Genomic DNA, 21,663 nt, shown 5'->3' with positions numbered 1-21,663 from the left:
TGCAGCGGCGCTGCCCCAACCTCGGCACCTACAGGAACCAGCGGTATTCGCGGGCATCGATGTGGCGCATGAAGTCCAGTTGCTCCTGGTATTTGTTTTCGCAGTAGACCATCACGAACTCACTGCCCAGGCCTTTGTTCACGTCCGGGTGGTGACGCATGGCCGCCAGCGCACTGAAGGCATCCTTGGGGAACTCGATGCCGCTCTGGCGGTTGTCGTTCAGCGGGGCGATGGGCTCGACGCCACGCTCCAGGCCATGCTCCATCCCGGTCAGGATGGCCGCCAGCACCAGGTACGGGTTGGCATCGGCACCGGCGAGGCGGTGTTCGATGCGCAGGTTGCGCGGGTCGGACTCGGGGATGCGAATACACGCATCGCGATCTTCGAAACCCCAGCTGGCCTTGCTCGCCGCGTTGACCATGGCGCCGTAACGGCGGTAGGCATTGTGGTTGGGGGCGAAGATCGGCATGCAGTGGGGAAGCAACTCCAGGCACCCTGCCACCGCATGGCGCAGCTTGCGCTGGTCATCGCCGGCCAGGATGTTGTTGCCGGCGTTGTCGTACAGGCTGACGTGCACATGCATGCCGCTGCCCGGCGCGTCGAGGTACGGCTTGCTCATGAAGCTGGCTCGGTAGCCGTGCTTCATCGCGATACCGCGGGTACTGCGGCAGAACAGCGCCGACCAGTCCGCAGCACTCATCGCATCGTCGCTGTGCGAGAAGTTGATCTCGAACTGGCCTGGGCCCAGCTCCGCGGTGATGACGTTTGCCGGCACGCCCTGCTCGTTGGCGCCATCGACCATCTCGTGCAGCACCGGTGCGAAGCGCGACAGCCGCTCGATGTGCATGTTCGGCTGATCGTCGTGATCGTCGGTCGCCTTGTCGCGTGGGTACTGTGGCAGGCCGTTATCGAGCTTGCGGTCGAACAGGTAGAACTCCAGTTCGAAGGCTACCACCGGGCGAATGCCACGGCTGGCCAGGCGCTGGATCACCCGGGCCAGCACTTCACGGGGCTCGAACTCGATGGGCTTGGCGGTGCCGTCGGAGGTGATGAGCATCTGCGCGATCGCTTCCTTTTCCCAGCGCACCGGCTTGAGGGTACCCGGCACCAGGCGGCGGGCGGCATCCGGGTCGCCGTCGGCGAAGCAGTAGTCACCGATCGGGTAGAGGCCACCCTGGGTGCCCAGCAGCACGCAGTTCTGCGGCAACTTCAGCGGCGCGCCGGCTGCGACTTTTTCCAGCATGTCCATGGGGTAGCGCTTGCCGTAGAAGTGCCCGGGAATATCCAGGGCAATCAGGTCGACATAACGTATTTCTGGGTATTGCGCTCGGAACGAGCGCACTTCAGTCAGCAGATCCGGAAAGACGACACTCATCTTCTTGTCCTTGTGAGGTGTACGAATTCAATTGAAGACCCAGAGCACGCGGGTGGTTTTTTCCGTCAGGTTGGCGTAACGGAACTGCGCGTGGGGGTGCAGCTGGAAGCAGTCGTTGGCCTGCAGGGTCACGGCGTCGCCGTGGTCCAGCCAGACCGTAAGTTCGCCTTCGAGCACGAAACAGCCCTGCTCGGAACGGTCGGTCAGGTACAGCTCGCCACTGCTGGCGCCTGGCTCGAGATGGCTGTCGAGCATGGAGAACGCGCCGCCAATGGTGGGCGAAGCCAGCACATCGGTGATACCCGACTCAAGGTACAGCGTGCGCCGCTCGTGGGGGCGCGTGACCCAGCTGACGCTACGGGGCTTGCTCAGGTTGTAGAAATACGCGGTGGATACGCCGAGCGCTTCACTGATGGCGGTAAGGTCCGCCACGGTCGGGCGCGAAACCCCGCGCTCCACCTGGGACAGGAAGCCGACCGAGCGGTTGATGCGCTCGGCCAGTTCGCCCAGGGTCAGGTTCTTGAATTTGCGCAGGTCGTGAATAAGGATCGCGAGGGCTTCAACCTCTTCGTGCATCTTCATCGATTGAGACTGCCGTGAAATTTTTAGAGTTATTTTTCATGAAAAATTACATGAAAAATTTCACGAGTCAAGCCGAAGCTGAAAATGGGAAGCCGCGAATGGAGATGTGGGGGGCAACAAGTAGCGAAGAGGCGTAACGAGAAAAGTACCTTGAAGCCCTCAGGACGCGAGGGCCTGCGGACGCTGCCGTACCGGCATTTCATAGCGGTGCGGTTGCTGCCAGGCCAGCTGTGCCTGGACATCGGCCGCGGCATCCATCACCTTCTGCGCCCAGTTCTCGTCCTTGGGGCACACCACCACTACGCGAAAACCGTGGTCGACGCCTTCCAGCCGCACGCCTTCGGAATCATCGACATGCAGGTCGATATCGAAGGCCGAGGGCAGCTTCGAGGGGGCATTCTCAAGCCCGTTCACGGCCAGGATATGCTGGTGCCGGTCACTGTTGACCACGCCATCGACACGGATACCGTAGAGCATCAGCCAACGGCGGATGTAGGACGGCGTGCGCCCCGACGAGGTGTAGATCCAGATGCTGCAGCCCTGGCGGCGCAGGTCGCGGATCAGCGAGCGCGTGCCACTGCGCAGGGGTTCACCCAACCAGCGGTGGATGAACGCCGGCAGCTTGCTGTCCTCGGCGGCGGCGTGGTCGGCCTGGCAGGCGAGCGTGTCGTCGATATCGAACGAAATGCGTACCTGCGGGCGATTGAACGTGCGCTCGAGGGCTTGCCGCCCGCGCTGGAACAGAGAAGTGCTTTGCATCAGCGGCACCTCTCGCGCACAGGCATGGATGTGCCGCCCAAGAAGAACTTGCCGGGCTCGGGCGCGTGCGCTTCAAGGAAAGCTGCATACTTTTTCTTGATCTTGGGTAGTTCGTACAAAGCCTTGACACCATGCTTGGCAGAGTTGCGTATGACCGAGGACGGGTTGAAGTAACCCTCGGCGTTGTCCAGCGACAGCACGAATGGTGGTAGCCCCGCGCGCATCAGCAAGTAGCTGACAATGAGCGAACCCGTGCGGTTGTTGCCCTCGATGAACAGCTGCGGCTTGCTGAGAATTCGAACGTAGACACCCGCCGCGCGCTTCCAGATCGAGTCGCTGCCATACGAGCAATACCAGTTGTAGAGGTCCTTGATGCCACCCTCCACATTGTTGAAAAAGTGCGCCTCGGTCGCCGCCAGGTGCGGGGCAAACTCCCGCCGGCGTGCCGGGTCGTTGCCGCACAGCACGGTGGCATTGATCTCCAGCATCAGGTTCAACTGCTGAAGGTCGAAAAGGTCGACACCCCGGGCGACATAGTCGTCAATCAGGGCATAGCCTTCAACCACATTCAGCAGCACCTCGTCGGTAAACGGATCCCGCGGTTCGGTGAAATGCTGGCTGAGTTCGGCAAAGCGGGCCTGCACCTCACGCAGTGCGCGCTCTACCGCTGGCAGATCAAGACGACGCGTCGCTGGCATTGGAAATCCCTGGTAACACTTACGGAAGGTAATGCGGCCGGGTGTTGCTGCCTTCCTGACGGCAACACCCGGCCACCCTGGCACGAACGGCCTCAGCTGAACTTGCCGCTGATGTAGTCGGCGGTCAGCTGCTCACGCGGGTTCTGGAAAATCTGCGTGGTCGGGCCCATCTCGACCAGGTAGCCGGTACGGGTGCCCTTGGAGATGTCGACCGAGAAGAACGCGGTGGTGTCGGCCACACGAATAGCCTGCTGCATGTTGTGGGTCACCAGGGCGATGGTGTAGTCCTTCTTCAGCTCGACCATCAGCTCTTCCACCCGGCGGGTGGCAATCGGGTCGAGTGCCGAGCAGGGTTCGTCCAGCAGCAGCACTTCCGGCTCGGTGGCGATGGCGCGGGCAATGCACAGGCGCTGTTGTTGGCCGCCGGACAGGGCCAGGCCGCTGACCTTGAGCTTGTCCTTCACTTCGTCCCACAGCGCGGCGCCCTGCAGGGCGTGCTTGACGCGGTCGCCGATGTCGCCCTTGTAGCGGTTCAGGCGCAGGCCGAAGGCGACGTTGTCGAAGATGCTCATCGAGAACGGGTTGGGCTGCTGGAACACCATGCCGATGTAGCGGCGCACCACCACAGGGTCGACGCCCTTGCCGTAGACATCCTGGCCCAGGAAGTGCACGTGGCCTTCGAAGCGGAAGCCCTTCACCAGGTCGTTCATGCGGTTGAGGCTACGCAGCACGGTACTCTTGCCGCAGCCCGACGGCCCGATGAAACCGGTGATCTCGTTCTTCCTGATCGGTACATGGCTGTCGCGAACGGCCATGAAATTGCCGTAGAAGATCTTGTCCAGCTTGCAGTCCATGACGATGGGGGCTTCGCTGACCACGGGAGCGGCTTTTGGCGCAGTGGATACGTTCAAGGTCGGATGCTCCCTTTCTCAATACTTGGGCTTGCCGAATACTCGGCTCAGAATGTTGATTACCAGCACGATCATCACCAGTACCAGCGAGGCCGCCCAGGCGAGCTCGAGCTGGTTGTCGAATGGCATGCCGGAGAAGTTGTAGATCAGTACGGCGAGCGAGGCCGTCGGGTTCATGACCGCCAGGTCGCCGTCATGCAGGATCCAGTAGTTGCTGAACAGCGCGGTGAACAGCAGCGGCGCGGTCTCGCCGGCGGCACGGGCCACGGCCAGCATGACCCCGGTCAGGATGGCTGGCAGGCCGGTGGGCAGGACGATTTTCCAGATCACCTGGGCACGGGTGCAGCCCATGCCGTAGGCGGCATCCTTCATGATCTTGGGCACCATCTTCATCGACTCTTCAGCGGTCAGCACGACGATGGGCAGCATGAGTACCGCCAGGGCCACACCACCTGCCGGTGCGGAGTAGGTGCCGGTGGTCATCACCACCAGGGCGTAGGCGAATACGCCGGCCAGGATCGACGGCAGGCCGGTGAGCATCTTGGCGGCGAAGCGTGCGGCGTTGGCCAGCTTGCTATCCGGGCCGAGCTCGGCCAGGAACACCGCAGCCAGGATACCGACCGGCACGGCGATGGCAGCCGCGATGCCGACCATGACGAAGGTACCGGCCATGGCGTTGCCAAAGCCCCCGCCCATCTCGAAGCCGGTGGGTGGCAGCTCGGTGAACACTTCCAGGTTGAGGCGTGCACCGCCACGGGTGATCAGCATGTACAGCACGGAAATCAGCGGCACGCTGGCCACCAGAGCCGCGAACCATGCCAGCGTGGTCAACACCAGGCTGCGCAGGGAACGCCCTTCCAGCTTGCGCTGCAGGCTGGGCAACGCATTTGCAGGGGTAGTGAGGTTGGTCATTATTTGTTACCCCGCTGGGCGTAGAGCATGATCATCGAGCCGAGCACGTTCACCAGCAGGGTGATGAACATCAGTACCAATGCGGCATACATCAGCACCTCGATCTCGTTCGGGCCGGCCTCCGGGAAGTTCAGGGCCAGCAAGGCCGCCAGCGTGTTGGCCGGGGCGAACAGGGACAGCGAAATGTTGTTGGCATTGCCCACCAGCATGGCCAGCGCCATGGTTTCACCCAGCGCACGGCCCAGGCCGAGCACCAGCGAACCGAAGATGCCGGTGGCTGCCGATGGCACCATTACTTTGAGGATGGCCTCCCAGTGGGTGGCGCCCAGGCCGTAGGCGGCCTGCTTGGTCTTCATCGGCACGCTGGTCAGGGCATCCTGCGAAACGGCGGCGATGGTCGGCAGAATCATGATCGCCAGCACCAACGCGGCAGGCAGCAGCCCGGGCCCGCTCAGCGAGGTGCCGAAAAAGGGAATCCAGCCCAGCTCGCTGTTCAGCCAAGTGGTCAGCGGGCGAATGGCCGGGATGACCACATAGATCCCCCACAGGCCGTAAACGACGCTGGGGATGGCAGCCAGCAGCTCGACGATGGTGCGGAACACCGCCGCCAGCCTGGCCGGGAGGAAGTCCTGGGTGAGGAAAATGGCCATGCTGACGCCGAAGAAACCGGCGATCAGCAAGGCGATCAGGGCGCTGTAGAGCGTGCCCCAGATCGCTGGCAGAATACCGTACTTGCCTTGGTTGACGTCCCAGACACTGCCGAACAGCACGTCAAAGCCATGCTTCTCGATGCCAGGCAGTGCCTTGCGGCCCACTTCGTAGACCAGCGCGAAGACCAGCGCCAGCACCAGTACCACACCGATGCGTGCAAGCGCACGGAAGGTGCGATCAACCAGGAAGTCTTTCGCAGACGGTGGCTGGCACGCGGAGTCGGGGTTAGCCGGGATGGCAAAAGGAGTGTTCATTGGCAAGTTCCGGGACAGAGGGCAAACCCACCCGGCATGGTCGCCAGACCACACCGGGAGCGCCTGGGTGTGTTACTGGATGTTGGCGGACGCTTTGCGTACCTGTTCGACAACCGACGGTGGCAGCGGGATGTAGCCCATCGAGTCGGCGATCTTCTGGCCTTCGGTCAGGCTGTACTCGACCATTTCGCGCATGGCCTTGGCCTTGGCCGGGTTACCGTTGTCCTTGCGGAAGATCATCCAGGTGTAGGAGGTGATCGGGTAGGACTTGGCACCATCCGGGTCAGGCAGCCAGGCCACCAGGTTTTCCGGCATGTTCACCGCTGCCAGCGCCTCGGCACCGCTCTCGGCGTTCGGCACGACGTATTGGCCGGCCTTGTTCTGCAGCTGGGCGAAGTCGACCTTGGCCAGCTTGGCGAAGCCGTATTCGATGTAGCCGATGGCGCCTGGAGTCTGGCGGACCGTGGCGGTTACGCCATCGTTCTTCGGCGACTTGATGAACTTGTCGCTGGCCGGCCAGTTTACGGTGTTGCCTTCACCCAGCGCTTGCTTGAAGTCAGCGTTGATGGCCGACAGGTGCTTGGTGAACACCGCGGTGGTACCGCTGGAGTCGGCACGCACGACCACGGTGATCGGGGTAGCTGGCAGTTTCAGCTCGGGGTTGGCAGCGGCGATCTGCGGGTCGTTCCACTGGGTGATCTTGCCGAGGAAGATGTTGGAGTACACATCGCGCGGCAGCTTCAGCCCTTTAGGGTTGCCTGGCAGGTTGTAAGCCAGGACGATTTCACCGGCGGTCATTGGCAGCAACTGCACGCCCTCGCCAACCTTGGCGATTTCTTCGGCTTTCATTGCCGAGTCGCTGGCGGCGAAGTCGACGGTCTTGTTCAGAAAGTCCTGAACACCCGCCCCGCTCCCCTTGGACTGGTAGTCAACGGTGACACCGTCGGTTTCCTTGCTGAAGGCCTTGAACCAGGTCAGGTAGATCGGTGCCGGGAAACTTGCGCCGGAACCGGTCAGGCGGACGTTCTCTGCGGCAAAGGTTGCCGAAGTGGCGCAAAGAGAAACGGCAACGGCGAGTGCAGCGGACTTCATCAGGCGTATCATCGAAAAGCGCTCCGTGTGATGGCCGGCACACTTTGCAGCAGCAATGTTACAGCTTTGTGACCAATGAATGGCAGGCCGCACGGTAGAGCCGTCTGGCGGCGCCATCACGGCAACATCAGGAGCCAGAGCCCTGGAGCGGTTCCTGTCTCAACCCTAGGGCCTCGATGTGTCGGTTGAATGACAGTTTCCAGCGGCAGCGGGTTTCCTGACACCGCTCGTCCATTACCGGGCACTCTGGCGTTGCCCCGGCATTCAACCGCTCATGCAAACCAGACGGGAGAGAATGCCATGCCACGCGGCGACAAGGACAAATACACCGACAAGCAGAAGCGCAAGGCCGAACATATCGAGGAAAGCTACGAAGAAAAAGGCGTGCCGAAAGACCAGGCCGAAGCGCGCGCCTGGGCCACCGTCAACAAACAGTCCGGGGGTGGCGAGAAGAAAGGAGGTTCGGGTAAGGCCACATCTTCCAGCGAGAAGAAAACCGCCCGCTCGGACTCGGCCAAACGGGCTGCCAAGTCACGCCAGGGCCATTCCCGCACCTCGGGCAGTTCCCTGGAAACCCAGACTAAGCAAAGCCTGATGAAAGAAGCGCGCAGCAAAGACATCAAGGGGCGCTCCACCATGACCAAGGCACAATTGGTGGAAGCGCTCAAGCACGCATGATGCGAGCCTCAACCACCCGCAGAGTCGCGCCAGCCCCGGGCCAGGCGCGATCCCTGTGGGAGCGGGTTAACCCGCGAAGAATGCAACACAGTGCCTGGCACCGGCTGCGCCGGTGTTCGCGGGCATGCCCGCTCCCACACCGACCGTGCAAGCTTCAAGATCCTTGACCGAAGCCATGGCCTTTACAGGAATGGCACCAACCCCGGGCCAGGCGCAATCCCTGTGGGAGCGGGTTAACCCGCGAAGAATGCAACGCAGTGCCTGGCACCGGCTGCGCCGGTGTTCGCGGGCATGCCCGCTCCCACACCGACCGTGCAAGCTTCAAGATCCTTGTCCGAAGCCATGGCCTTTACAGGAATGGCACCAACCCCTGGGCCAGGCGCAATCCCTGTGGGAGCGGGTTAACCCGCGAAGAATGCAACGCAGTGCCTGGCACCGGCTGCGCCGGTGTTCGCGGGCATGCCCGCTCCCACACCGACCGTGCAAGCTTCAAGATCCTGGCCGAAGCCATGGCCTTTACAGGAATGGCACCAACCCCGGGCCAGGCACAATCCCTGTGGGAGCGGGTTAACCCGCGAAGAATGCAACGCAGTGCCTGGCACCGGCTGCGCCGGTGTTCGCGGGCATGCCCGCTCCCACACCGACCGTGCAAGCTTCAAGATCCTGGCCGAAGCCATGGCCTTTACAGGAATGGCACCAACCCCGGGCCAGGCACAATCCCTGTGGGAGCGGGTTCACCCGCGAAGAATGCAACACAGTGCCTGGCACCGGCTGTGCCGGTGTTCGCGGGTAAACCCGCTCCCACACCGACCGTGCCGGCTTCAAGATCCTTGGCCATGGCCATGGCCTTTACAGAAATGGCACCAACCCTAGGCCAGGCACAATCCCTGTGGGAGCGGGTTCACCCGCGAAGAATGCAACACAGTGCCTGGCACCGGCTATGCCGGTGTTCGCGGGTAAACCCGCTCCCACACCGACCGTGCCGGCTTCAAGATCCTTGGCCAAGGCCATGGCCTTTACAGAAATGGCACCAACCCTAGGCCAGGCACAATCCCTGTGGGAGCGGGCGCGCCCGCGAAGAATGCAACACGGTGCATGGCACCGGCCGTGCCGGTGTTCGCGGGCATGCCCGCTCCCACACCGACCGTGCAAGCTTCAAGATCCTTGGCCGAAGCCATGGCCTTTACAGGAATGGCACCAACCCCTGGGCCAGGCGCAATCCCTGTGGGAGCGGGTTCACCCGCGAAGAATGCAACGCAGTGCCTGGCACCGGCTGCGCCGGTGTTCGCGGGCATGCCCGCTCCCACACCGACCGTGCAAGCTTCAAGATCCTTGGCCGAAGCCATGGCCTTTACAGGAATGGCCCCCCCTGGGCCAGGCGCAATCCCTGTGGGAGCGGGTTCACCCGCGAAGAATGCAACACAGTGCATGGCACCGGCTGTGCCGATGTTCGCGGTTCAAACCCCATACACACAAATGGTGCATGCCTTGAAAATTGAGCAAAGTCAGTTGCGCCCACATACAAACACAATGCCACTGCGAGACTAGCAGCCAGACTGCGTCACCAGGCAAAAGAACTCACCACCTTCACTGCGATAACTACGCAAAAGCCCAGCAAGCAAACAACCCCTATGCCATAAAACACCGTGCGCCACGGCTGCACACCTGCCAAATAAGCCCATGTGTGCAGGACCCTGGCAAAGGTGAACAAGATGCTCAGCCAGACGATCGGCCCCGCCGCTGTGTCGAGGGCAATGGCGAGCCCGCAGAGAGCGAAGAATGCTGGGATATTTTCCAGGTCGTTGGCCCAGACCCTGGCGGCACGAGCTACCTCCGGCCGCTCCGCTTCCTGCGCGTTTCGCTTGAAAACAGCGGCATCCTCCACGTTTGTGAAAGCCACGAATCGCAAGCGGTAATAGCCCTGATAACACGAGACTACAAACATCTTGAAGAACAGCACCACAACGCACAGCGCGTATACAGCCAAGGCACTGTTCACGGATGACGCTCCCCGGCAACGCCGCTGGCCACCAGATGGAGCAGATGACCCAGCGAAACGACTACGGCTTTCAGCCGCACTGCATCGAGTAGAAACGGTTCCAGCAACACCAACGCACAGATACGCAAGCCCATCGTCCTCTCCTGAGTAGGGTTTCCCGGCAAGGTAGTGATAGGGTTGTCTGCGCTCAATGACCTGTGAGGTCATGGACACTTTACTCACGGACGATCAGGGTCAACGCATGAGCCATCAACTGTTCCACCGGAAAAGCCCTGCGCCGCTGACCTCGGCAGGCCAACATGTGCGCCTTCTGCGCCAGCAAGCCGGGCTCAGCCAGCTTGAGCTTTCGCTGCTGGCAGGCCTGTCGCAGCGTCATCTGAGCTGCGTGGAGACAGGGCGGGCCAAAGCCAGCCCCAGCACACTGCATGCCCTGCTTTCAGCCCTTGGCGCGCCACTGGAACACTGCAACGAAGTGTTCGTCGCGGCCGGGTACGCCCCCCGGTACGCAGCCTCGCCGCTCGATGCTCCTGAATTGGCCTTGGTGCATGGCGCCATCGAGCACATCCTGCAGGCAAACAACCCCGCACCTGCGATCGTCATCGACAGCGACTGGAACGTCATCACCGCAAATGCGAGCACCGGCTTGCTGTTGGCGATGGTGGGCATTCCCACACACGCGGCGTCAGGCCTCAATCTGTTGGAAACCCTGCTTCACCCCGGCGGCCTGGGGGACCATCTGGCCAACGCAGCGCAGATCCGCGCCGTTGCCTGGCAACGCGCATCCAGGGAAGCCGCCAGCAACCCTGCGCTGGCAAGGCGCTTGCGCGACCTGCCCACCCCATCCACCTCCACGCAGGCGACAAGTGCCACGCCGGTGCTGCTGACACGTGTGAACACCCCGGAAGGTGAACTGAGGTTTCTGTCCACCTTCACCACCTTTGGCATGCCGCTGGACATCACCGTGGAATCGCTGCGCATCGAGCATCTGATTCCTGCCGACCCGCAGACTCGGCAAAGAATGCTGGCGGCGTTCGAACAGGGCTATCCGCCGGGTTCGCCTCTGCGCGGGTAAACCTGCTCTACCAAAAGGCAGCCGCCGGCCTTGAGGTGCGCAAAAGTGGTCAGCTCGAGCTCGGAGCCTCACTTCATTGACGCACATCAAGCCGCCGGGCCGGGTTCGCGCGAGGATGGTTGTCAGCAAGGAACGTCTCGACAACCGCCATGCGCCGTGCTCAAGGCTATCGCCATCGATCACCGTGCGCGGCTTTGGACAAGGAGCCCCACATGAGCCAACTCAACCACGTACTGGTAGCCACCGACCTGTCCACCTCCGCCCGCAATGCGGCAGAGCGCGCTGCGTACCTGAGCAAGGCGCAACAGGCATCACTGGACCTGCTGTACGTTGCCAACCCGGCCCCCTTCGAGCGCCTGAAGCAACTGATCGCACCCGGTGACGATCTGCTGAAGCGCGTACTGGATACCGCTGGCGAAAAAATTCGCGCACTGGCTGCAATGCTGTTCCAGCGCCATGACATCGCCGCTGGCGTACAGGTCGCGCACGGCTCGGTGACCACGGAGATCACCCGTGTGGTGCAGGATAAACGCAGCGATCTGCTGGTATGCGGGGCGAAGGGCCAGAGCGTGGCGCGGCGCCTGCTGCTGGGCTCAACCGTGCAGAAAATGCTGAACCACATGCCCTGCCCTTTGCTGGTGGTCAAACAGGCGCCACGCGATGCGTACCGGACCTTGCTGGTTGCAGTCGATTTTTCGCCTTCGTCACTGCGCTCGATCGAACTGGCAAAAGCCATCGCCCCACAGGCCGAGATCATTCTGTTGCATGTGTACGAAGCGCCATTCGAAGGCAGCATGCGCTTTGCTCATATCGACCACGACACCCTTGCACACTATCGCAATGTCATCCGCAAGGAGGCGGTGAAGCAACTCGCGGCCTTGAGCGAAACCGCCGGAGTGGCAGATGCTCGGCAAATCGTGGTGCATGGCGACCCTGGCTGGCGGATTGCCGAGCAGGAACAAGAGCTGGAATGCGACCTGATCGTAGTCGGCAAGCAAGGGGAAAGCGCGCTTGAAGAGCTGCTGATAGGCAGCGTCACCAAGCATGTGCTGAACGAATCCCAGTGCGATGTGCTGGTGTCGCCATAGGATGCAAGTGATGTGGAGGACGCCTGCGTGTCCTTCGCGGACAAGCCCGCGTTCATAGAAACACATGACTCATTGGTTAAGTGAGGTTTTGTAGGAGCAGCCTTGTGCTGCGAAGAGGCCGAGACAAGCAATACAAAGGCTTTGTCAGTACCGGCCTCTTCGCAGCACAAGGCTGCTCCTACAATGGACGCTTCAAACGAGCAATATTTGTTCTCTGCGCTCCCATCCAACAGCGGGCGCTCTGCGCAAGGCGTTTCATCGATTGCGCTGATGATTACTATCGAGCGACCCGCATGTTGGCCTGGCAAAACCGTCCCCTATAATCGCCAGCACATTTCCCCCGCTCCTTGCGCCTGCTTCAGGCGCCATCCCTCTCTTGGAATCCAATATCATGCCAAGTGCCAGCCAGGCCCCTCGCGGCCTTCCCGAACATGATCAACAAAGCGTCAGCCAGCAGTGGCTGGCAATCCTTTCGGTCGCCGTCGGCGCCTTCGCCCTGGTGACCAGCGAGTTCCTGCCGGTAGGCGTACTCAACGATGTCGCCAGCGACCTCGGCATCAGTGCAGGCCACGCCGGCCTGATGGTCACCCTGCCCGGCATCATGGCCGCCCTCGCCGCCCCATTGCTGTCGGTGGGCATTGGCGCCCTGGACCGTCGCTACCTGCTGATCGGCCTGACGCTGATCATGATCATCGCCAACGCGGTGGTGGCCTACGCCAGTGACTTCAATCTGCTGCTGTTCGGCCGCGTGCTGCTGGGCGTGAGCATTGGCGGCTTCTGGGCGACGGCCATTGCCCTCAGCGGCCGCCTGGCGCCCAAGGGCGTGGGCGTAGCCCAGGCCACCTCGATCATCATGGTCGGTGTAACCCTGGCCACCGTGCTGGGCGTGCCGGTAGGCACCTGGTTGAGCGGCCTGATGGGCTGGCGCATGACCTTCCTGGTAACTGCGCTACTGGGCGTACCGGTGCTGCTGGCGCAGATCCTGTTGCTCCCGCGGCTCAACCCGGACAAGGCCATTCGCATCAGCGACCTGCCGGCCCTGTTCATCAACCCACAGGCGCGGGTTGGCCTGATCGCCGTGTTGCTGATCGGCCTGGCCCATTTTGCTGCATACACCTATGTAGCCCCCTTCTTCAAGCAAAGCTCCGGCTTCGATGGGCCTACCATTGGCTCGTTGCTGCTGCTTTATGGCGTGGCCGGGGTATTCGGCAATATCTTCGCCGGTTTCGCCGCCAATCGCAGCGTACGTCACACCCTGCTGCTGGTAGCGCTGATGATCGGCACCAGCACGGCCCTGTTCCCCCATTTCGCCACCGGCATGACCGGTGCCGCGATGCTGATCGGGTTGTGGGGCTTCGCCTTCGGCGCGTTCCCCGCCTGCGCCAGTATCTGGATGTTCGTCGTCGCGCCCAAGGATGTCGAACGTGGCATGCCGCTGTTCGTTGCCATGTTCCAGGTGATCATTGCGCTGGGCTCGTTCTTCGGCGGGCGGATCGTCGACCAACTGGGCAGCTCGGTGCTGCTGAGCCTGGCCACGGCCCTGGTGGGCTGCGGTTTCGCTACGGTGCTGGTGTTGGGCCGTAATGTCAGCAACAGCCTGGCGGCGCAACCTGGCTGAGCAGCCCATCGCCGGCCAGCCAGCGCCTACAGGGACCGCGTAACTCTTGAAGTCTGCGCTGTACCTGTAGGAGCTGGCTTGGCGAGGACCGCAAAGCGGCCCCAGGGGTAATGAGAGGCATTGGGACGCACACTGATTTTTTACGCTCTTTTTACGGCTGAGCCGACACACAGAAGGAATACTGGGCGCGCGATGCTCAGGGATGGCATGCATATCTAACCGCCAGTCCAGAGAAGCCTTTCGTGAGCCAGTCCACCGTCATCGCAAATCAATCCGTTCCCGGCAAGTCCAACCCTATCGGCATGCTCGTCGCCGCTGTTGGCGTTGTGTATGGCGACATCGGCACCAGCCCGCTGTACACCCTCAAGGAAGTGTTCGCCGGGCACTATGGCGTGCAAGCCAACACCGCCGGTGTACTCGGTGTTCTGTCACTGGTGTTCTGGTCGTTGCTCTGGGTGGTGTCGCTCAAATACGTACTGTTCATCCTGCGTGCCGACAATCAGGGCGAAGGTGGCATCATGGCCCTGACCGCCCTGGCACATCGGGCGGCGGCTCCCTACCAGCGCCTGGGCAGGATACTGGTATTGCTCGGCCTGTTCGGCGCCGCGCTGTTCTACGGCGACAGCATGATCACGCCGGCGATTTCCGTGCTCTCGGCCGTCGAGGGCCTGCAACTGGCCTTCGACGGCATCGAACATTGGGTCGTGCCGCTGTCGGTGGTGGTGCTGGTGGCGCTGTTCCTTATCCAGAAGCACGGCACCGCGCGCATCGGCATCCTCTTCGGGCCGATCATGGTGCTATGGTTCATCGTACTGGGTGCACTGGGCCTGCACGGCATCGTCCAGCGCCCTGAGGTGCTGCAAGCGCTCAACCCACTCTGGGCAGTGAAGTTCTTCGTGCTGCACCCGGGCATGGGGGTGGCGATTCTGGGCGCGGTGGTATTGGCGCTGACCGGCGCCGAAGCACTGTACGCCGATATGGGGCACTTCGGCCGCAAACCCATTGCCCGGGCCTGGTTCCTGCTGGTGTTGCCCGGGCTGGTGCTGAACTATTTCGGCCAGGGCGCACTGATCCTCGGCGACCCGCAGGCAGTGCGCAACCCGTTTTACCTGCTGGCACCCGAATGGGCCTTGCTGCCCATGGTCGGGCTGGCCACGCTGGCCACCATCATCGCGTCCCAGGCCGTGATCTCCGGCGCGTTCTCGTTGACGCGCCAGGCCATCCAGCTGGGTTATGTACCGCGCATGTTCATTCAGCATACCTCCAGCGAGGAACAGGGGCAGATCTACATCGGCATGGTGAACTGGGCACTGATGGTCGGCGTGGTGCTGCTGGTGGTTGGCTTCGAGTCGTCCGGGGCGCTGGCGGCAGCCTATGGCGTAGCCGTGACCGGGACCATGCTCATCACCACCCTGCTGGCTTCGGCAGTGGTGCTGTTGTTGTGGAAGGCTCCACGCTGGCTGGCCGTGCCGATGCTGCTGGCGTTGCTGTTGGTAGACAGCCTGTATTTTGCCGCCAATGCGCCGAAGATCCTCCAGGGCGGTGCATTTCCGGTGATTGCGGGCCTGGCGCTGTTCATCCTGATGACTACCTGGAAGCGCGGGCGAAGGATCATCGTCGAGCGGCTGGACGAGAGCTCACTGCCGCTGGACCTGTTCATTACCAGCCTCAAGGCCCAGCCGCCTCATCGCGTGGGCGGTACTGCCGTGTTCCTGTCCGCCAGGCCAGAGGCGGTGCCCCACGCCTTGCTGCACAACCTGCTGCATAACCAGGTACTGCATGAACAAGTGGTGCTGTTGACCGTCGTGTTCGAGGATGAGCCACGGGTCAGCGCTGGCAAGCGCTGTGAGGTCGAGGCATTTGGTGACGGCTTCTACCGCGTGAGCCTGCATTTCGGTTTCATGGAGGAGCCCGACGTGCCCTTGGCGTTAAGCCGCTGCCAACGTGCGGACCTGGAGTTCGGCCCCATGCGCACCACCTATTTTCTCAGCCGGGAGACAGCCATTGCAGGCAGGAAGATGGGCATGGCCCGCTGGCGGGAGCACCTGTTTGCCTTCCTGCTGAAGAATGCCAACAGCAACCTGAAGTACTTCCAGCTGCCGCTTAACCGGGTGATCGAGCTTGGCACTCAGGTCGAAATCTGAGCCGTCATGGATCGCGATCCTTCTGTCAGGACGATAGAACTTGCAAAGCCGCCGCGAGTCTTATCAGCACCTGAGCTCTACCTGCGCCGTTGGAGGCGAAACAACATGAGAAAATCCCTGGTGGCCGTCTTTGCGTGTGCTTTGGCATTCGGCGCAACGGCATTGTTGCCTGCCGATATCTCGCCGATCGGTTCAGCGTATGCCAAAGGTGGTGGCGGCGGTGGCGGTGGCGGTGGCGGTGGCGGTGGCGGCCACGGTGGTGGTGGCCACGGCGGCGGCAATGGCGGCGGGCGTGGCGCCGGCATGGGTGGGCACAATGGCACTGGCAATGGTGCAGGCCTCGCGGGTGATCATGCTGGCAAGGCTACGCGCGATCATGGTGTGAGCGGCAATCACTATGGAAGCTCACGTAACCAGGACAATGGCCATGGAACCACGACCTCCGGCATCGCGCAGTCCAAGGATACCCGCGGCTTGACGAAATCTACCGCTATCTCGGGGACTACGCCCGGTGATCATAATGCCAAGGGGCTGAGCGGCGCGGTACAAAACTCCTCCAAGAATGATCGATGAAGCGAAGGCTGCCAGGTCCTGAAAGGGCCTGGCAGCCGCTTCTTCGAACGGCTGCGCGCTCTGCGGAACTTAAATGACGACCTCATGTCGTATCCGCACTCAAGCTCCCCCCTGCGCCTTCTGGAGGCGAACAAACATGAAAAAAACCCTGGTAGCCGTCTTTACTTGTGCTCTGGCGCTCGGCGCAACTGCATTGTTGCCTGCCGATGTCTCGCCAATCGGTTCCGCGTATGCCAAAGGTAATGGCAATGGCGGCGGCAAAGGTGGGTTCAACGGTAATGGCGGCGGCTACGAGAGTGATCATGCCGGCAAGGCCACCCGCAACCATGGCGAGAGCGGTAACCACTATGGAAGCCTGCGCAACGATGACAACGGCCGAGGTACTACCCGGTCCGGCATTGCCCATTCCAAGGAACACGACAAGGCCGGGCGCTCCTCTTCGAAGCACGATCGATAACTGAAGGCGCGCAAGTCGTACCCTCGAACCGGACACTGCGGTGGATAGCACCGGCTACGCCGGTGTTCGCGGGTGAACCCGCTCCCACAGGTATCCGCACTCCTTCAGCTGGGGGGGGGCCGTGTGGGAGCGGGCATGCCCGCGAAGCAGGCGATGCGGTGGATGGCACCGGCTGCGCCGGTGTTCGCGGGTGAACCCGCTCCCACAGGCATGGCGCATTCCGTCAGCTGGCGGGGTCCGTGTGGGAGCGGGCATGCCCGCGAAGCAGGCGATGCGGTGGATGGCACCGGCTGCGCCGGTGTTCGCGGGTGAACCCGCTCCCACAGGCATGGCGCATTCCGTCAGCTGGTGAGGACCCTGTGGGAGCGGGCATGCCCGCGAAGCAGCCGCTGCGGTGGATGGCACCGGCTGCGCCGGTGTTCGCGGGTGAACCCGCTCCCACAGGCATGGCGCATTCCGTCAGCTGGTGAGGACCCTGTGGGAGCGGGCATGCCCGCGAAGCAGGCGATGCGGTGGATGGCACCGGCTGCGCCGGTGTTCGCGGGTGAACCCGCTCCCACAGGCATGGCGCATTCCGTCAGCTGGTGAGGACCCTGTGGGAGCGGGCATGCCCGCGAAGCAGGCGGGATGGCACCGGCTGCGCCGGTGTTCGCGGGTGAACCCGCTCCCACAGGCATGGCGCATTCCGTCAGCTGGTGAGGACCCTGTGGGAGCGGGTTTACCCGCGAAGCAGGCGATACGGTGGATGGCACCGGCTGCGCCGGTGTTCGCGGGTGAACCCGCTCCCACAGGCATGGCGCATTCCGTCAGCTGGTGAGGACCCTGTGGGAGCGGGTTTACCCGCGAAGCAGGCGATGCGGTGGATGGCACCGGCTGCGCCGGTGTTCGCGGGCGCGCCCGCTCCCGCAGCCTGCCCGACAGACCTCAAACTTTGAACCGCCCCACCAACGTCGTCATCTCCCCCACCAACCCCGACAACGCCTTGCTCGCCTCACTGGTCTGCTGCGCCCCCGCGGCCGAGAATGTCGACAGCTCGCGAATGTTCAGCAGGTTGCGGTCCACCTCTCGCGCCACCTGGGCCTGCTCTTCGGCTGCGCTGGCAATCACCAGGTTACGCTCGTTGATCTCGCCGATCGCACTGTAGATGCCTTCCAGCACCTGCCCCGAGGCCAGGGTCACGTCCAGCGTCGACTGAGCGCGGCTGGTGCTGGCCTGCATCGAGGCCACGGCCGCTTCGGTGCCGGCCTGCACGCGCCCGATCATCTGTTCGATTTCCTGGGTCGACTGCTGCGTACGGTAGGCCAGCGTACGCACTTCATCCGCCACCACCGCAAAGCCGCGCCCGGCCTCGCCCGCACGGGCCGCCTCGATGGCGGCATTGAGTGCCAGCAGGTTGGTTTGCTCGGACACCGAGCGAATCACTTCCAGCACCTTGCCAATGTCCCGCACCTGCCCGACCAGTTGCTCCAGGTGCGCGCTGCTGGCCTGGATCTCCCGGGTCATGGCCTCGGTACCGTCGATGTTGTCGTTGACCTGCCGGCGGCTTTGCGCTGCCAGCTGGTTGGATTCGCTGGTGGTCTGCGAGGTGGTGATGGCATTGCGCGCAACCTCCTCCACGGCCGTCGTCATTTCGGTGACAGCGGTGGCGGCCTGCTCCAGTTCCTGGCCCTGTTGGCGCAGGTTGTTGGCACCTTCCTCGGTGACCGTATTCAGCGCCGTGGCCGCTGCGTCCAGTTGCCTGGCACAGCTGCTGATCTGCCCCAGGGTATCGCGCTGGCTCTGCTGCATGCGCTCAAGTTCATGGAACAGCTGACCAATCTCGTTACTGCCCTGCCCCTGCACCGGCACGCTCAGGTCGCCGCCAGCAATGCGCTGGAAGTGCCGCCCGGCTTCGCGCAGCGGGTGCAGCAGACGCTGGGCAACAAAAGCCCAGCACAGCGCCGCCAATAACAGCGTCACGCCCAGCAGCCCCATGCTCAGCAATTGGGCGCGCGCCAGGCGCCGGTCGGATTCCAGCATGATCTGCTGACCGCGCTCACTCAATGCTGCGACCAGTTGCTGGCGCAGCGCCTGCAGCCGGCCCATGGCGTTGCCGGCGTCGGTATTGACCTTGAAATACTGCTCGAGCGAACGTTGACGGGTTGCCTCACGCTGCCCTGCGACCGCCTTGGCGTACTCGCCATAGGTGGCCTGCAGCGCGGATGCCAGTGCATGCAACGCAGGCTCACGGGCGTTCTCGACAAACTCGTCCACCAGCTTCTGGCTCTTGTCGTTCAACTCGACAGACAGCGCCATGCGCTTGCTGGCGCTTTCCTCATGACCACCCAGCTGTTCGATGAAGCCCGAGGACACATTGGCGCTGGCGCGAATCGCCATCAGCAATGCATTGTTCAACCGGTCCGACTGGTGCGCGGTCTGGTCCAGTTCGGTGATCTGCTGGTCACTGCCCACCGCAGCCCGCCAGGCACTGACGGTGGAAAACAGCAGAGTCACGCTGAACAGCGATAGCACCCAGAACATTCCGGTGCGGATCTTCAGGTTGGCAAGCATGCGGGCAGTACTCCTTGTTGGCACCACTTCTGGTCGATGATTCGACGGTGGGTGTGCTGCTATCGGAGGTACGGGCACAGGCTTGAGACGCCAGGATGCGGTTATGGGCGGTAATCGAACAGATGTCGCCGGGGGCAGGCCGTGGCGTGTTCAAGCGGGAACTTCGGCTGGTACTCCCGGTCGATAGCATCCCCTCGCCAAGCGGGGGCCTGCCCAACACCTGTCGAGCCCTCTGCCGATGCCCAGCACACCTGTTCTGTCAGCCTTGTTCCTGTTGTTCAGCGCATTCACGGCACCGAGCGCACTGGCCGGTGAACGCTCCGCGCCCACACGCAGCAATAATGCTTCGACCGTGCTGATCGAAACCGCCTCGCAACAATATGCCGACGGCCAGCTGGACCAGGCGGCGGCCACCCTGGAGCGCGCGCTGCACATTCAACCGAACAACCCGGCAACGTTGCATTACCTTGGTGTTCTGCGCCTTCAACAAGGGCAGTATGAGCAGGCCGAGACCCTGGCGCTGCGCTCCAACCTGCGGGTCGGCAACAACCACGCCCTGCGCAGCCGCAACCTGCAGTTGATAGAGGCCGCGCACAAGGCCCAAGGCTCCGGCATGCTGCCCACGGCTGCGCACTGACGACGCTCAGCGAGCAAGGCGAAGTGTGGCAGCGCAAATAGCCCGCTCAAGCCTGATCAGCCAACGCGGTGGATGGCACCGCCGTTGCCGGTGTTCGCGGGCATGCCCGCTCCCACAGGAACCGAGGGTACCTGAAACCAGCGCCATACCTGTCGGAGCGGGTTCACCCGCGAAGCAGTGCTGCAACGAAACATAATTCATTGGATTTAGCAGGGGCCCTGTAGGAGCAGCCTTGTGCTGCGAAGAGGCCGGTACAGGCAACAGATATGCATTGTCAGTACCGGCCTCTTCGCAGCACAAGGCTGCTCCTACAAAGGGCGCGCCAAACGAGCGTCCTCAAGCGCCGAGCGAAGCCAGCACGCTTTGCAGCTTGCCCCGGGTCGTTTCCGTGCAGGCTTGCATGGGCTCGCGCAGTTCGTCGGTCATCAGCCCCTCCACCTGCAATGCCGCCTTGATCACAGCCGGGTTGGGCTCGGCAAAGGCCATTTTCATCCACGGCAGCAACTGATAGAACGTTCCGCGCGCGGCTACCCAGTCGCCATTGTCGACCTGCTGCAGCATGCGCACGTACAGGTCGGCGCGCACATGCGCCGAAGCCGAAATGGCTCCCGAGCCACCCAGGCACAGGTTGTTGAAGATCTGCACGTCCTCACCGGCCAGCACCTGGGCGTGGCCGTCCTGGATCAGGGCCATGGTGGTCTCGCTGTCGCCGCTGCAGTCCTTCACCGCCGCAATGCGCGGATGGCGCACGATGCGGCGCAGGGTTTCACGCTCGATGCGTACCCCGGTGCGGTAGGGAATGTCGTAGACGATCACCGGCACGCTGGCGGCATCCGCCACCCTGGTGAAGAACGCCTCGATGCCGGCCTGCGAAGGCCGGATGTAGCACGGAGCAGGGACCAGAAGCCCGCCAATGTCACGCCGCTGGATTTCAACCTGGAAGGCCAACAGTTCGCACAGGTTGTAACCCGACAGCCCCATCACCACACTGCCCGGTTCCACCCAGGCCAGCACAGCATCCAGCACGGCCAGTTGTTCGGCCTTGGACAGCGCCGCCGCCTCGCCCGTGGTACCGCACACCACAAAACCGGCCACTCCCTCTTCGAGCAGCTTCTTCACCAGTTTTTCCAGGGCGGCGAAGTCGATTTCATTGGCGCGCAATGGCGTGACGAGGGCGATCCAGATACCACGGAAATTCGACATGCAAAAACTCCTGATGTTGACCGAAAGTCAGCGTCAGCAGGGCGAAGAGTCGAAGTGGTCTGGCAGGGATACCTGGCGCCTTCTGTCTCGTCAGCCCACCTGACGAGACAGCGCGCCTCGGTCAGATGAGCGGCTGTTTCTTGGATTTCTTGGCAACGGCAACGCACGCGTCTGCCTGGGCGATGAAGCCCGAAGCGGAAATGGCGTGGTTGAAAATGGACATGCCGGCAAGCCCGTTGCGTGGATATGGCTGGATAATGGTGGCGCGGCGTACCCGGTGTCAACACCGAGATCGCAAACCCATTGGGCTGCGCTTTTGCCCAGGGAAGTGAACTCACAAGCGGTGCACG

20 protein-coding genes are annotated in these 21,663 nt (G+C 62.6%); 8 read left to right on the top strand and 12 right to left on the bottom strand.

The window, feature by feature from the left end; genetic code table 11:
- Window positions 1-28: 28 nt before the first annotated feature.
- From RIN61_RS22600 to pstS, 8 genes are all read right to left on the bottom strand, one after another.
- Window positions 29-1,375 (bottom strand): glutamine synthetase family protein, encoded by a 1,347-nt coding sequence (locus RIN61_RS22600; protein WP_112253882.1) that lies wholly within the window; start codon window positions 1,373-1,375, stop codon window positions 29-31.
- A 27-nt stretch (window positions 1,376-1,402) separates the two neighbouring features.
- Window positions 1,403-1,957, bottom strand: coding sequence for a helix-turn-helix domain-containing protein (locus RIN61_RS22595; protein ID WP_013972148.1), 555 nt, complete (start codon window positions 1,955-1,957; stop codon window positions 1,403-1,405).
- A gap of 159 nt (window positions 1,958-2,116) precedes the next feature.
- A complete protein-coding gene (locus RIN61_RS22590; protein WP_112253883.1) occupies window positions 2,117-2,716 on the bottom strand; it encodes a trehalose-phosphatase in 600 nt (199 codons plus the stop codon).
- On the bottom strand, window positions 2,716-3,414 hold the full coding sequence (locus RIN61_RS22585) for a hypothetical protein (RefSeq protein ID WP_112253884.1): 699 nt from the start codon (window positions 3,412-3,414) through the stop codon (window positions 2,716-2,718). The genes RIN61_RS22590 and RIN61_RS22585 overlap by 1 nt, the downstream gene beginning before the upstream one ends.
- Window positions 3,415-3,506: 92 nt before the next feature.
- A complete protein-coding gene (gene pstB, locus RIN61_RS22580; RefSeq protein WP_031324478.1) occupies window positions 3,507-4,268 on the bottom strand; it encodes a phosphate ABC transporter ATP-binding protein PstB in 762 nt (253 codons plus the stop codon).
- A gap of 75 nt (window positions 4,269-4,343) precedes the next feature.
- Window positions 4,344-5,237 carry a phosphate ABC transporter permease PstA gene (gene pstA / locus RIN61_RS22575; RefSeq protein ID WP_024086822.1) on the bottom strand — a complete coding sequence of 298 codons (894 nt, stop codon included), beginning with the start codon at window positions 5,235-5,237 and terminating at the stop codon, window positions 4,344-4,346.
- The gene (gene pstC, locus RIN61_RS22570) at window positions 5,237-6,202 is read right to left on the bottom strand and encodes a phosphate ABC transporter permease subunit PstC (RefSeq protein ID WP_061302441.1); all 966 of its coding nucleotides are present in this window, start codon (window positions 6,200-6,202) and stop codon (window positions 5,237-5,239) included. Before pstC ends, pstA begins: the two co-directional genes overlap by 1 nt.
- A gap of 72 nt (window positions 6,203-6,274) precedes the next feature.
- Entirely contained in the window at window positions 6,275-7,306 is a 1,032-nt protein-coding gene (gene pstS, locus RIN61_RS22565; protein ID WP_112253885.1) for a phosphate ABC transporter substrate-binding protein PstS, read from the bottom strand.
- A 288-nt stretch (window positions 7,307-7,594) separates the two neighbouring features.
- Here pstS and RIN61_RS22560 point away from each other — a divergent pair, with 288 nt between their 5' ends.
- Window positions 7,595-7,972, top strand: a complete 378-nt coding sequence (locus tag RIN61_RS22560; RefSeq protein ID WP_112253886.1) for a termination factor Rho — start codon at window positions 7,595-7,597, stop codon at window positions 7,970-7,972.
- 1,561 nt (window positions 7,973-9,533) lie between these two features.
- On the opposite strand, the gene RIN61_RS22555 is transcribed toward RIN61_RS22560, so the two are convergent.
- Both RIN61_RS22555 and RIN61_RS22550 read right to left on the bottom strand, forming a co-directional pair.
- On the bottom strand, window positions 9,534-9,971 hold the full coding sequence (locus tag RIN61_RS22555; protein ID WP_207878067.1) for an MAPEG family protein: 438 nt from the start codon (window positions 9,969-9,971) through the stop codon (window positions 9,534-9,536).
- Window positions 9,968-10,105: a hypothetical protein gene (locus RIN61_RS22550; RefSeq protein WP_181457404.1), complete on the bottom strand. Its 138-nt coding sequence runs from the start codon at window positions 10,103-10,105 to the stop codon at window positions 9,968-9,970. Before RIN61_RS22550 ends, RIN61_RS22555 begins: the two co-directional genes overlap by 4 nt.
- A gap of 107 nt (window positions 10,106-10,212) precedes the next feature.
- On the opposite strand from RIN61_RS22550, the gene RIN61_RS22545 reads away from it, so the two are divergent.
- The 6 genes from RIN61_RS22545 to RIN61_RS22520 all read left to right on the top strand — a co-directional run bounded on the left by RIN61_RS22545 (window position 10,213) and on the right by RIN61_RS22520 (window position 16,923).
- A complete protein-coding gene (locus tag RIN61_RS22545; RefSeq protein ID WP_112253888.1) occupies window positions 10,213-11,043 on the top strand; it encodes a helix-turn-helix domain-containing protein in 831 nt (276 codons plus the stop codon).
- Between the two features lie 212 nt (window positions 11,044-11,255).
- Window positions 11,256-12,131, top strand: coding sequence for a universal stress protein (locus RIN61_RS22540; protein WP_112253889.1), 876 nt, complete (start codon window positions 11,256-11,258; stop codon window positions 12,129-12,131).
- 391 nt (window positions 12,132-12,522) lie between these two features.
- Entirely contained in the window at window positions 12,523-13,749 is a 1,227-nt protein-coding gene (locus tag RIN61_RS22535) for an MFS transporter (protein WP_133973523.1), read from the top strand.
- Between the two features lie 302 nt (window positions 13,750-14,051).
- The gene (locus RIN61_RS22530; RefSeq protein WP_243432288.1) at window positions 14,052-15,893 is read left to right on the top strand and encodes a potassium transporter Kup; all 1,842 of its coding nucleotides are present in this window, start codon (window positions 14,052-14,054) and stop codon (window positions 15,891-15,893) included.
- A gap of 105 nt (window positions 15,894-15,998) precedes the next feature.
- Window positions 15,999-16,466: a hypothetical protein gene (locus RIN61_RS22525; RefSeq protein WP_313854213.1), complete on the top strand. Its 468-nt coding sequence runs from the start codon at window positions 15,999-16,001 to the stop codon at window positions 16,464-16,466.
- Between the two features lie 136 nt (window positions 16,467-16,602).
- Entirely contained in the window at window positions 16,603-16,923 is a 321-nt protein-coding gene (locus tag RIN61_RS22520) for a hypothetical protein (protein WP_112253892.1), read from the top strand.
- A 924-nt stretch (window positions 16,924-17,847) separates the two neighbouring features.
- Here the strand turns inward: RIN61_RS22520 and RIN61_RS22515 are convergent.
- Entirely contained in the window at window positions 17,848-19,473 is a 1,626-nt protein-coding gene (locus RIN61_RS22515) for a methyl-accepting chemotaxis protein (protein ID WP_207880043.1), read from the bottom strand.
- 238 nt (window positions 19,474-19,711) lie between these two features.
- On the opposite strand from RIN61_RS22515, the gene RIN61_RS22510 reads away from it, so the two are divergent.
- Window positions 19,712-20,110 carry a tetratricopeptide repeat protein gene (locus tag RIN61_RS22510; protein WP_112254254.1) on the top strand — a complete coding sequence of 133 codons (399 nt, stop codon included), beginning with the start codon at window positions 19,712-19,714 and terminating at the stop codon, window positions 20,108-20,110.
- Between the two features lie 336 nt (window positions 20,111-20,446).
- Here RIN61_RS22510 and dapA read toward each other — a convergent pair whose 3' ends face one another.
- Window positions 20,447-21,313, bottom strand: coding sequence for a 4-hydroxy-tetrahydrodipicolinate synthase (dapA, locus tag RIN61_RS22505; protein WP_112254256.1), 867 nt, complete (start codon window positions 21,311-21,313; stop codon window positions 20,447-20,449).
- Between the last annotated feature and the right edge of the window lie 350 nt (window positions 21,314-21,663).

Source organism: Pseudomonas inefficax, from assembly GCF_032164165.1.
Taxonomy (GTDB): Bacteria; Pseudomonadota; Gammaproteobacteria; order Pseudomonadales; family Pseudomonadaceae; genus Aquipseudomonas; species Aquipseudomonas inefficax.
Note: the sequence above shows the minus strand (reverse complement) of the source record. Positions and strands in the feature narration are given on the sequence as shown.

Excerpts from the sequence above, each read along its gene's own strand:
- RIN61_RS22595 (WP_013972148.1), bottom strand. The coding sequence starts at position 1,957 with ATGAAGATGCACGAAGAGGTTGAAGCCCTCGCGATCCTTATTCACGAC.
- dapA (WP_112254256.1), bottom strand. The coding sequence starts at position 21,313 with ATGTCGAATTTCCGTGGTATCTGGATCGCCCTCGTCACGCCATTGCGC.
- RIN61_RS22590 (WP_112253883.1), bottom strand. The coding sequence starts at position 2,716 with ATGCAAAGCACTTCTCTGTTCCAGCGCGGGCGGCAAGCCCTCGAGCGC.
- RIN61_RS22510 (WP_112254254.1), top strand. The coding sequence starts at position 19,712 with ATGCCCAGCACACCTGTTCTGTCAGCCTTGTTCCTGTTGTTCAGCGCA.
- RIN61_RS22535 (WP_133973523.1), top strand. The coding sequence starts at position 12,523 with ATGCCAAGTGCCAGCCAGGCCCCTCGCGGCCTTCCCGAACATGATCAA.
- pstS (WP_112253885.1), bottom strand. The coding sequence starts at position 7,306 with ATGATACGCCTGATGAAGTCCGCTGCACTCGCCGTTGCCGTTTCTCTT.
- RIN61_RS22600 (WP_112253882.1), bottom strand. The coding sequence starts at position 1,375 with ATGAGTGTCGTCTTTCCGGATCTGCTGACTGAAGTGCGCTCGTTCCGA.
- RIN61_RS22515 (WP_207880043.1), bottom strand. The coding sequence starts at position 19,473 with ATGCTTGCCAACCTGAAGATCCGCACCGGAATGTTCTGGGTGCTATCG.
- RIN61_RS22525 (WP_313854213.1), top strand. The coding sequence starts at position 15,999 with ATGAGAAAATCCCTGGTGGCCGTCTTTGCGTGTGCTTTGGCATTCGGC.
- RIN61_RS22585 (WP_112253884.1), bottom strand. The coding sequence starts at position 3,414 with ATGCCAGCGACGCGTCGTCTTGATCTGCCAGCGGTAGAGCGCGCACTG.
- pstC (WP_061302441.1), bottom strand. The coding sequence starts at position 6,202 with ATGAACACTCCTTTTGCCATCCCGGCTAACCCCGACTCCGCGTGCCAG.
- RIN61_RS22550 (WP_181457404.1), bottom strand. The coding sequence starts at position 10,105 with ATGGGCTTGCGTATCTGTGCGTTGGTGTTGCTGGAACCGTTTCTACTC.
- RIN61_RS22530 (WP_243432288.1), top strand. The coding sequence starts at position 14,052 with ATGCTCGTCGCCGCTGTTGGCGTTGTGTATGGCGACATCGGCACCAGC.
- RIN61_RS22540 (WP_112253889.1), top strand. The coding sequence starts at position 11,256 with ATGAGCCAACTCAACCACGTACTGGTAGCCACCGACCTGTCCACCTCC.
- pstB (WP_031324478.1), bottom strand. The coding sequence starts at position 4,268 with ATGGACTGCAAGCTGGACAAGATCTTCTACGGCAATTTCATGGCCGTT.
- RIN61_RS22520 (WP_112253892.1), top strand. The coding sequence starts at position 16,603 with ATGAAAAAAACCCTGGTAGCCGTCTTTACTTGTGCTCTGGCGCTCGGC.
- RIN61_RS22545 (WP_112253888.1), top strand. The coding sequence starts at position 10,213 with ATGAGCCATCAACTGTTCCACCGGAAAAGCCCTGCGCCGCTGACCTCG.
- RIN61_RS22560 (WP_112253886.1), top strand. The coding sequence starts at position 7,595 with ATGCCACGCGGCGACAAGGACAAATACACCGACAAGCAGAAGCGCAAG.
- pstA (WP_024086822.1), bottom strand. The coding sequence starts at position 5,237 with ATGACCAACCTCACTACCCCTGCAAATGCGTTGCCCAGCCTGCAGCGC.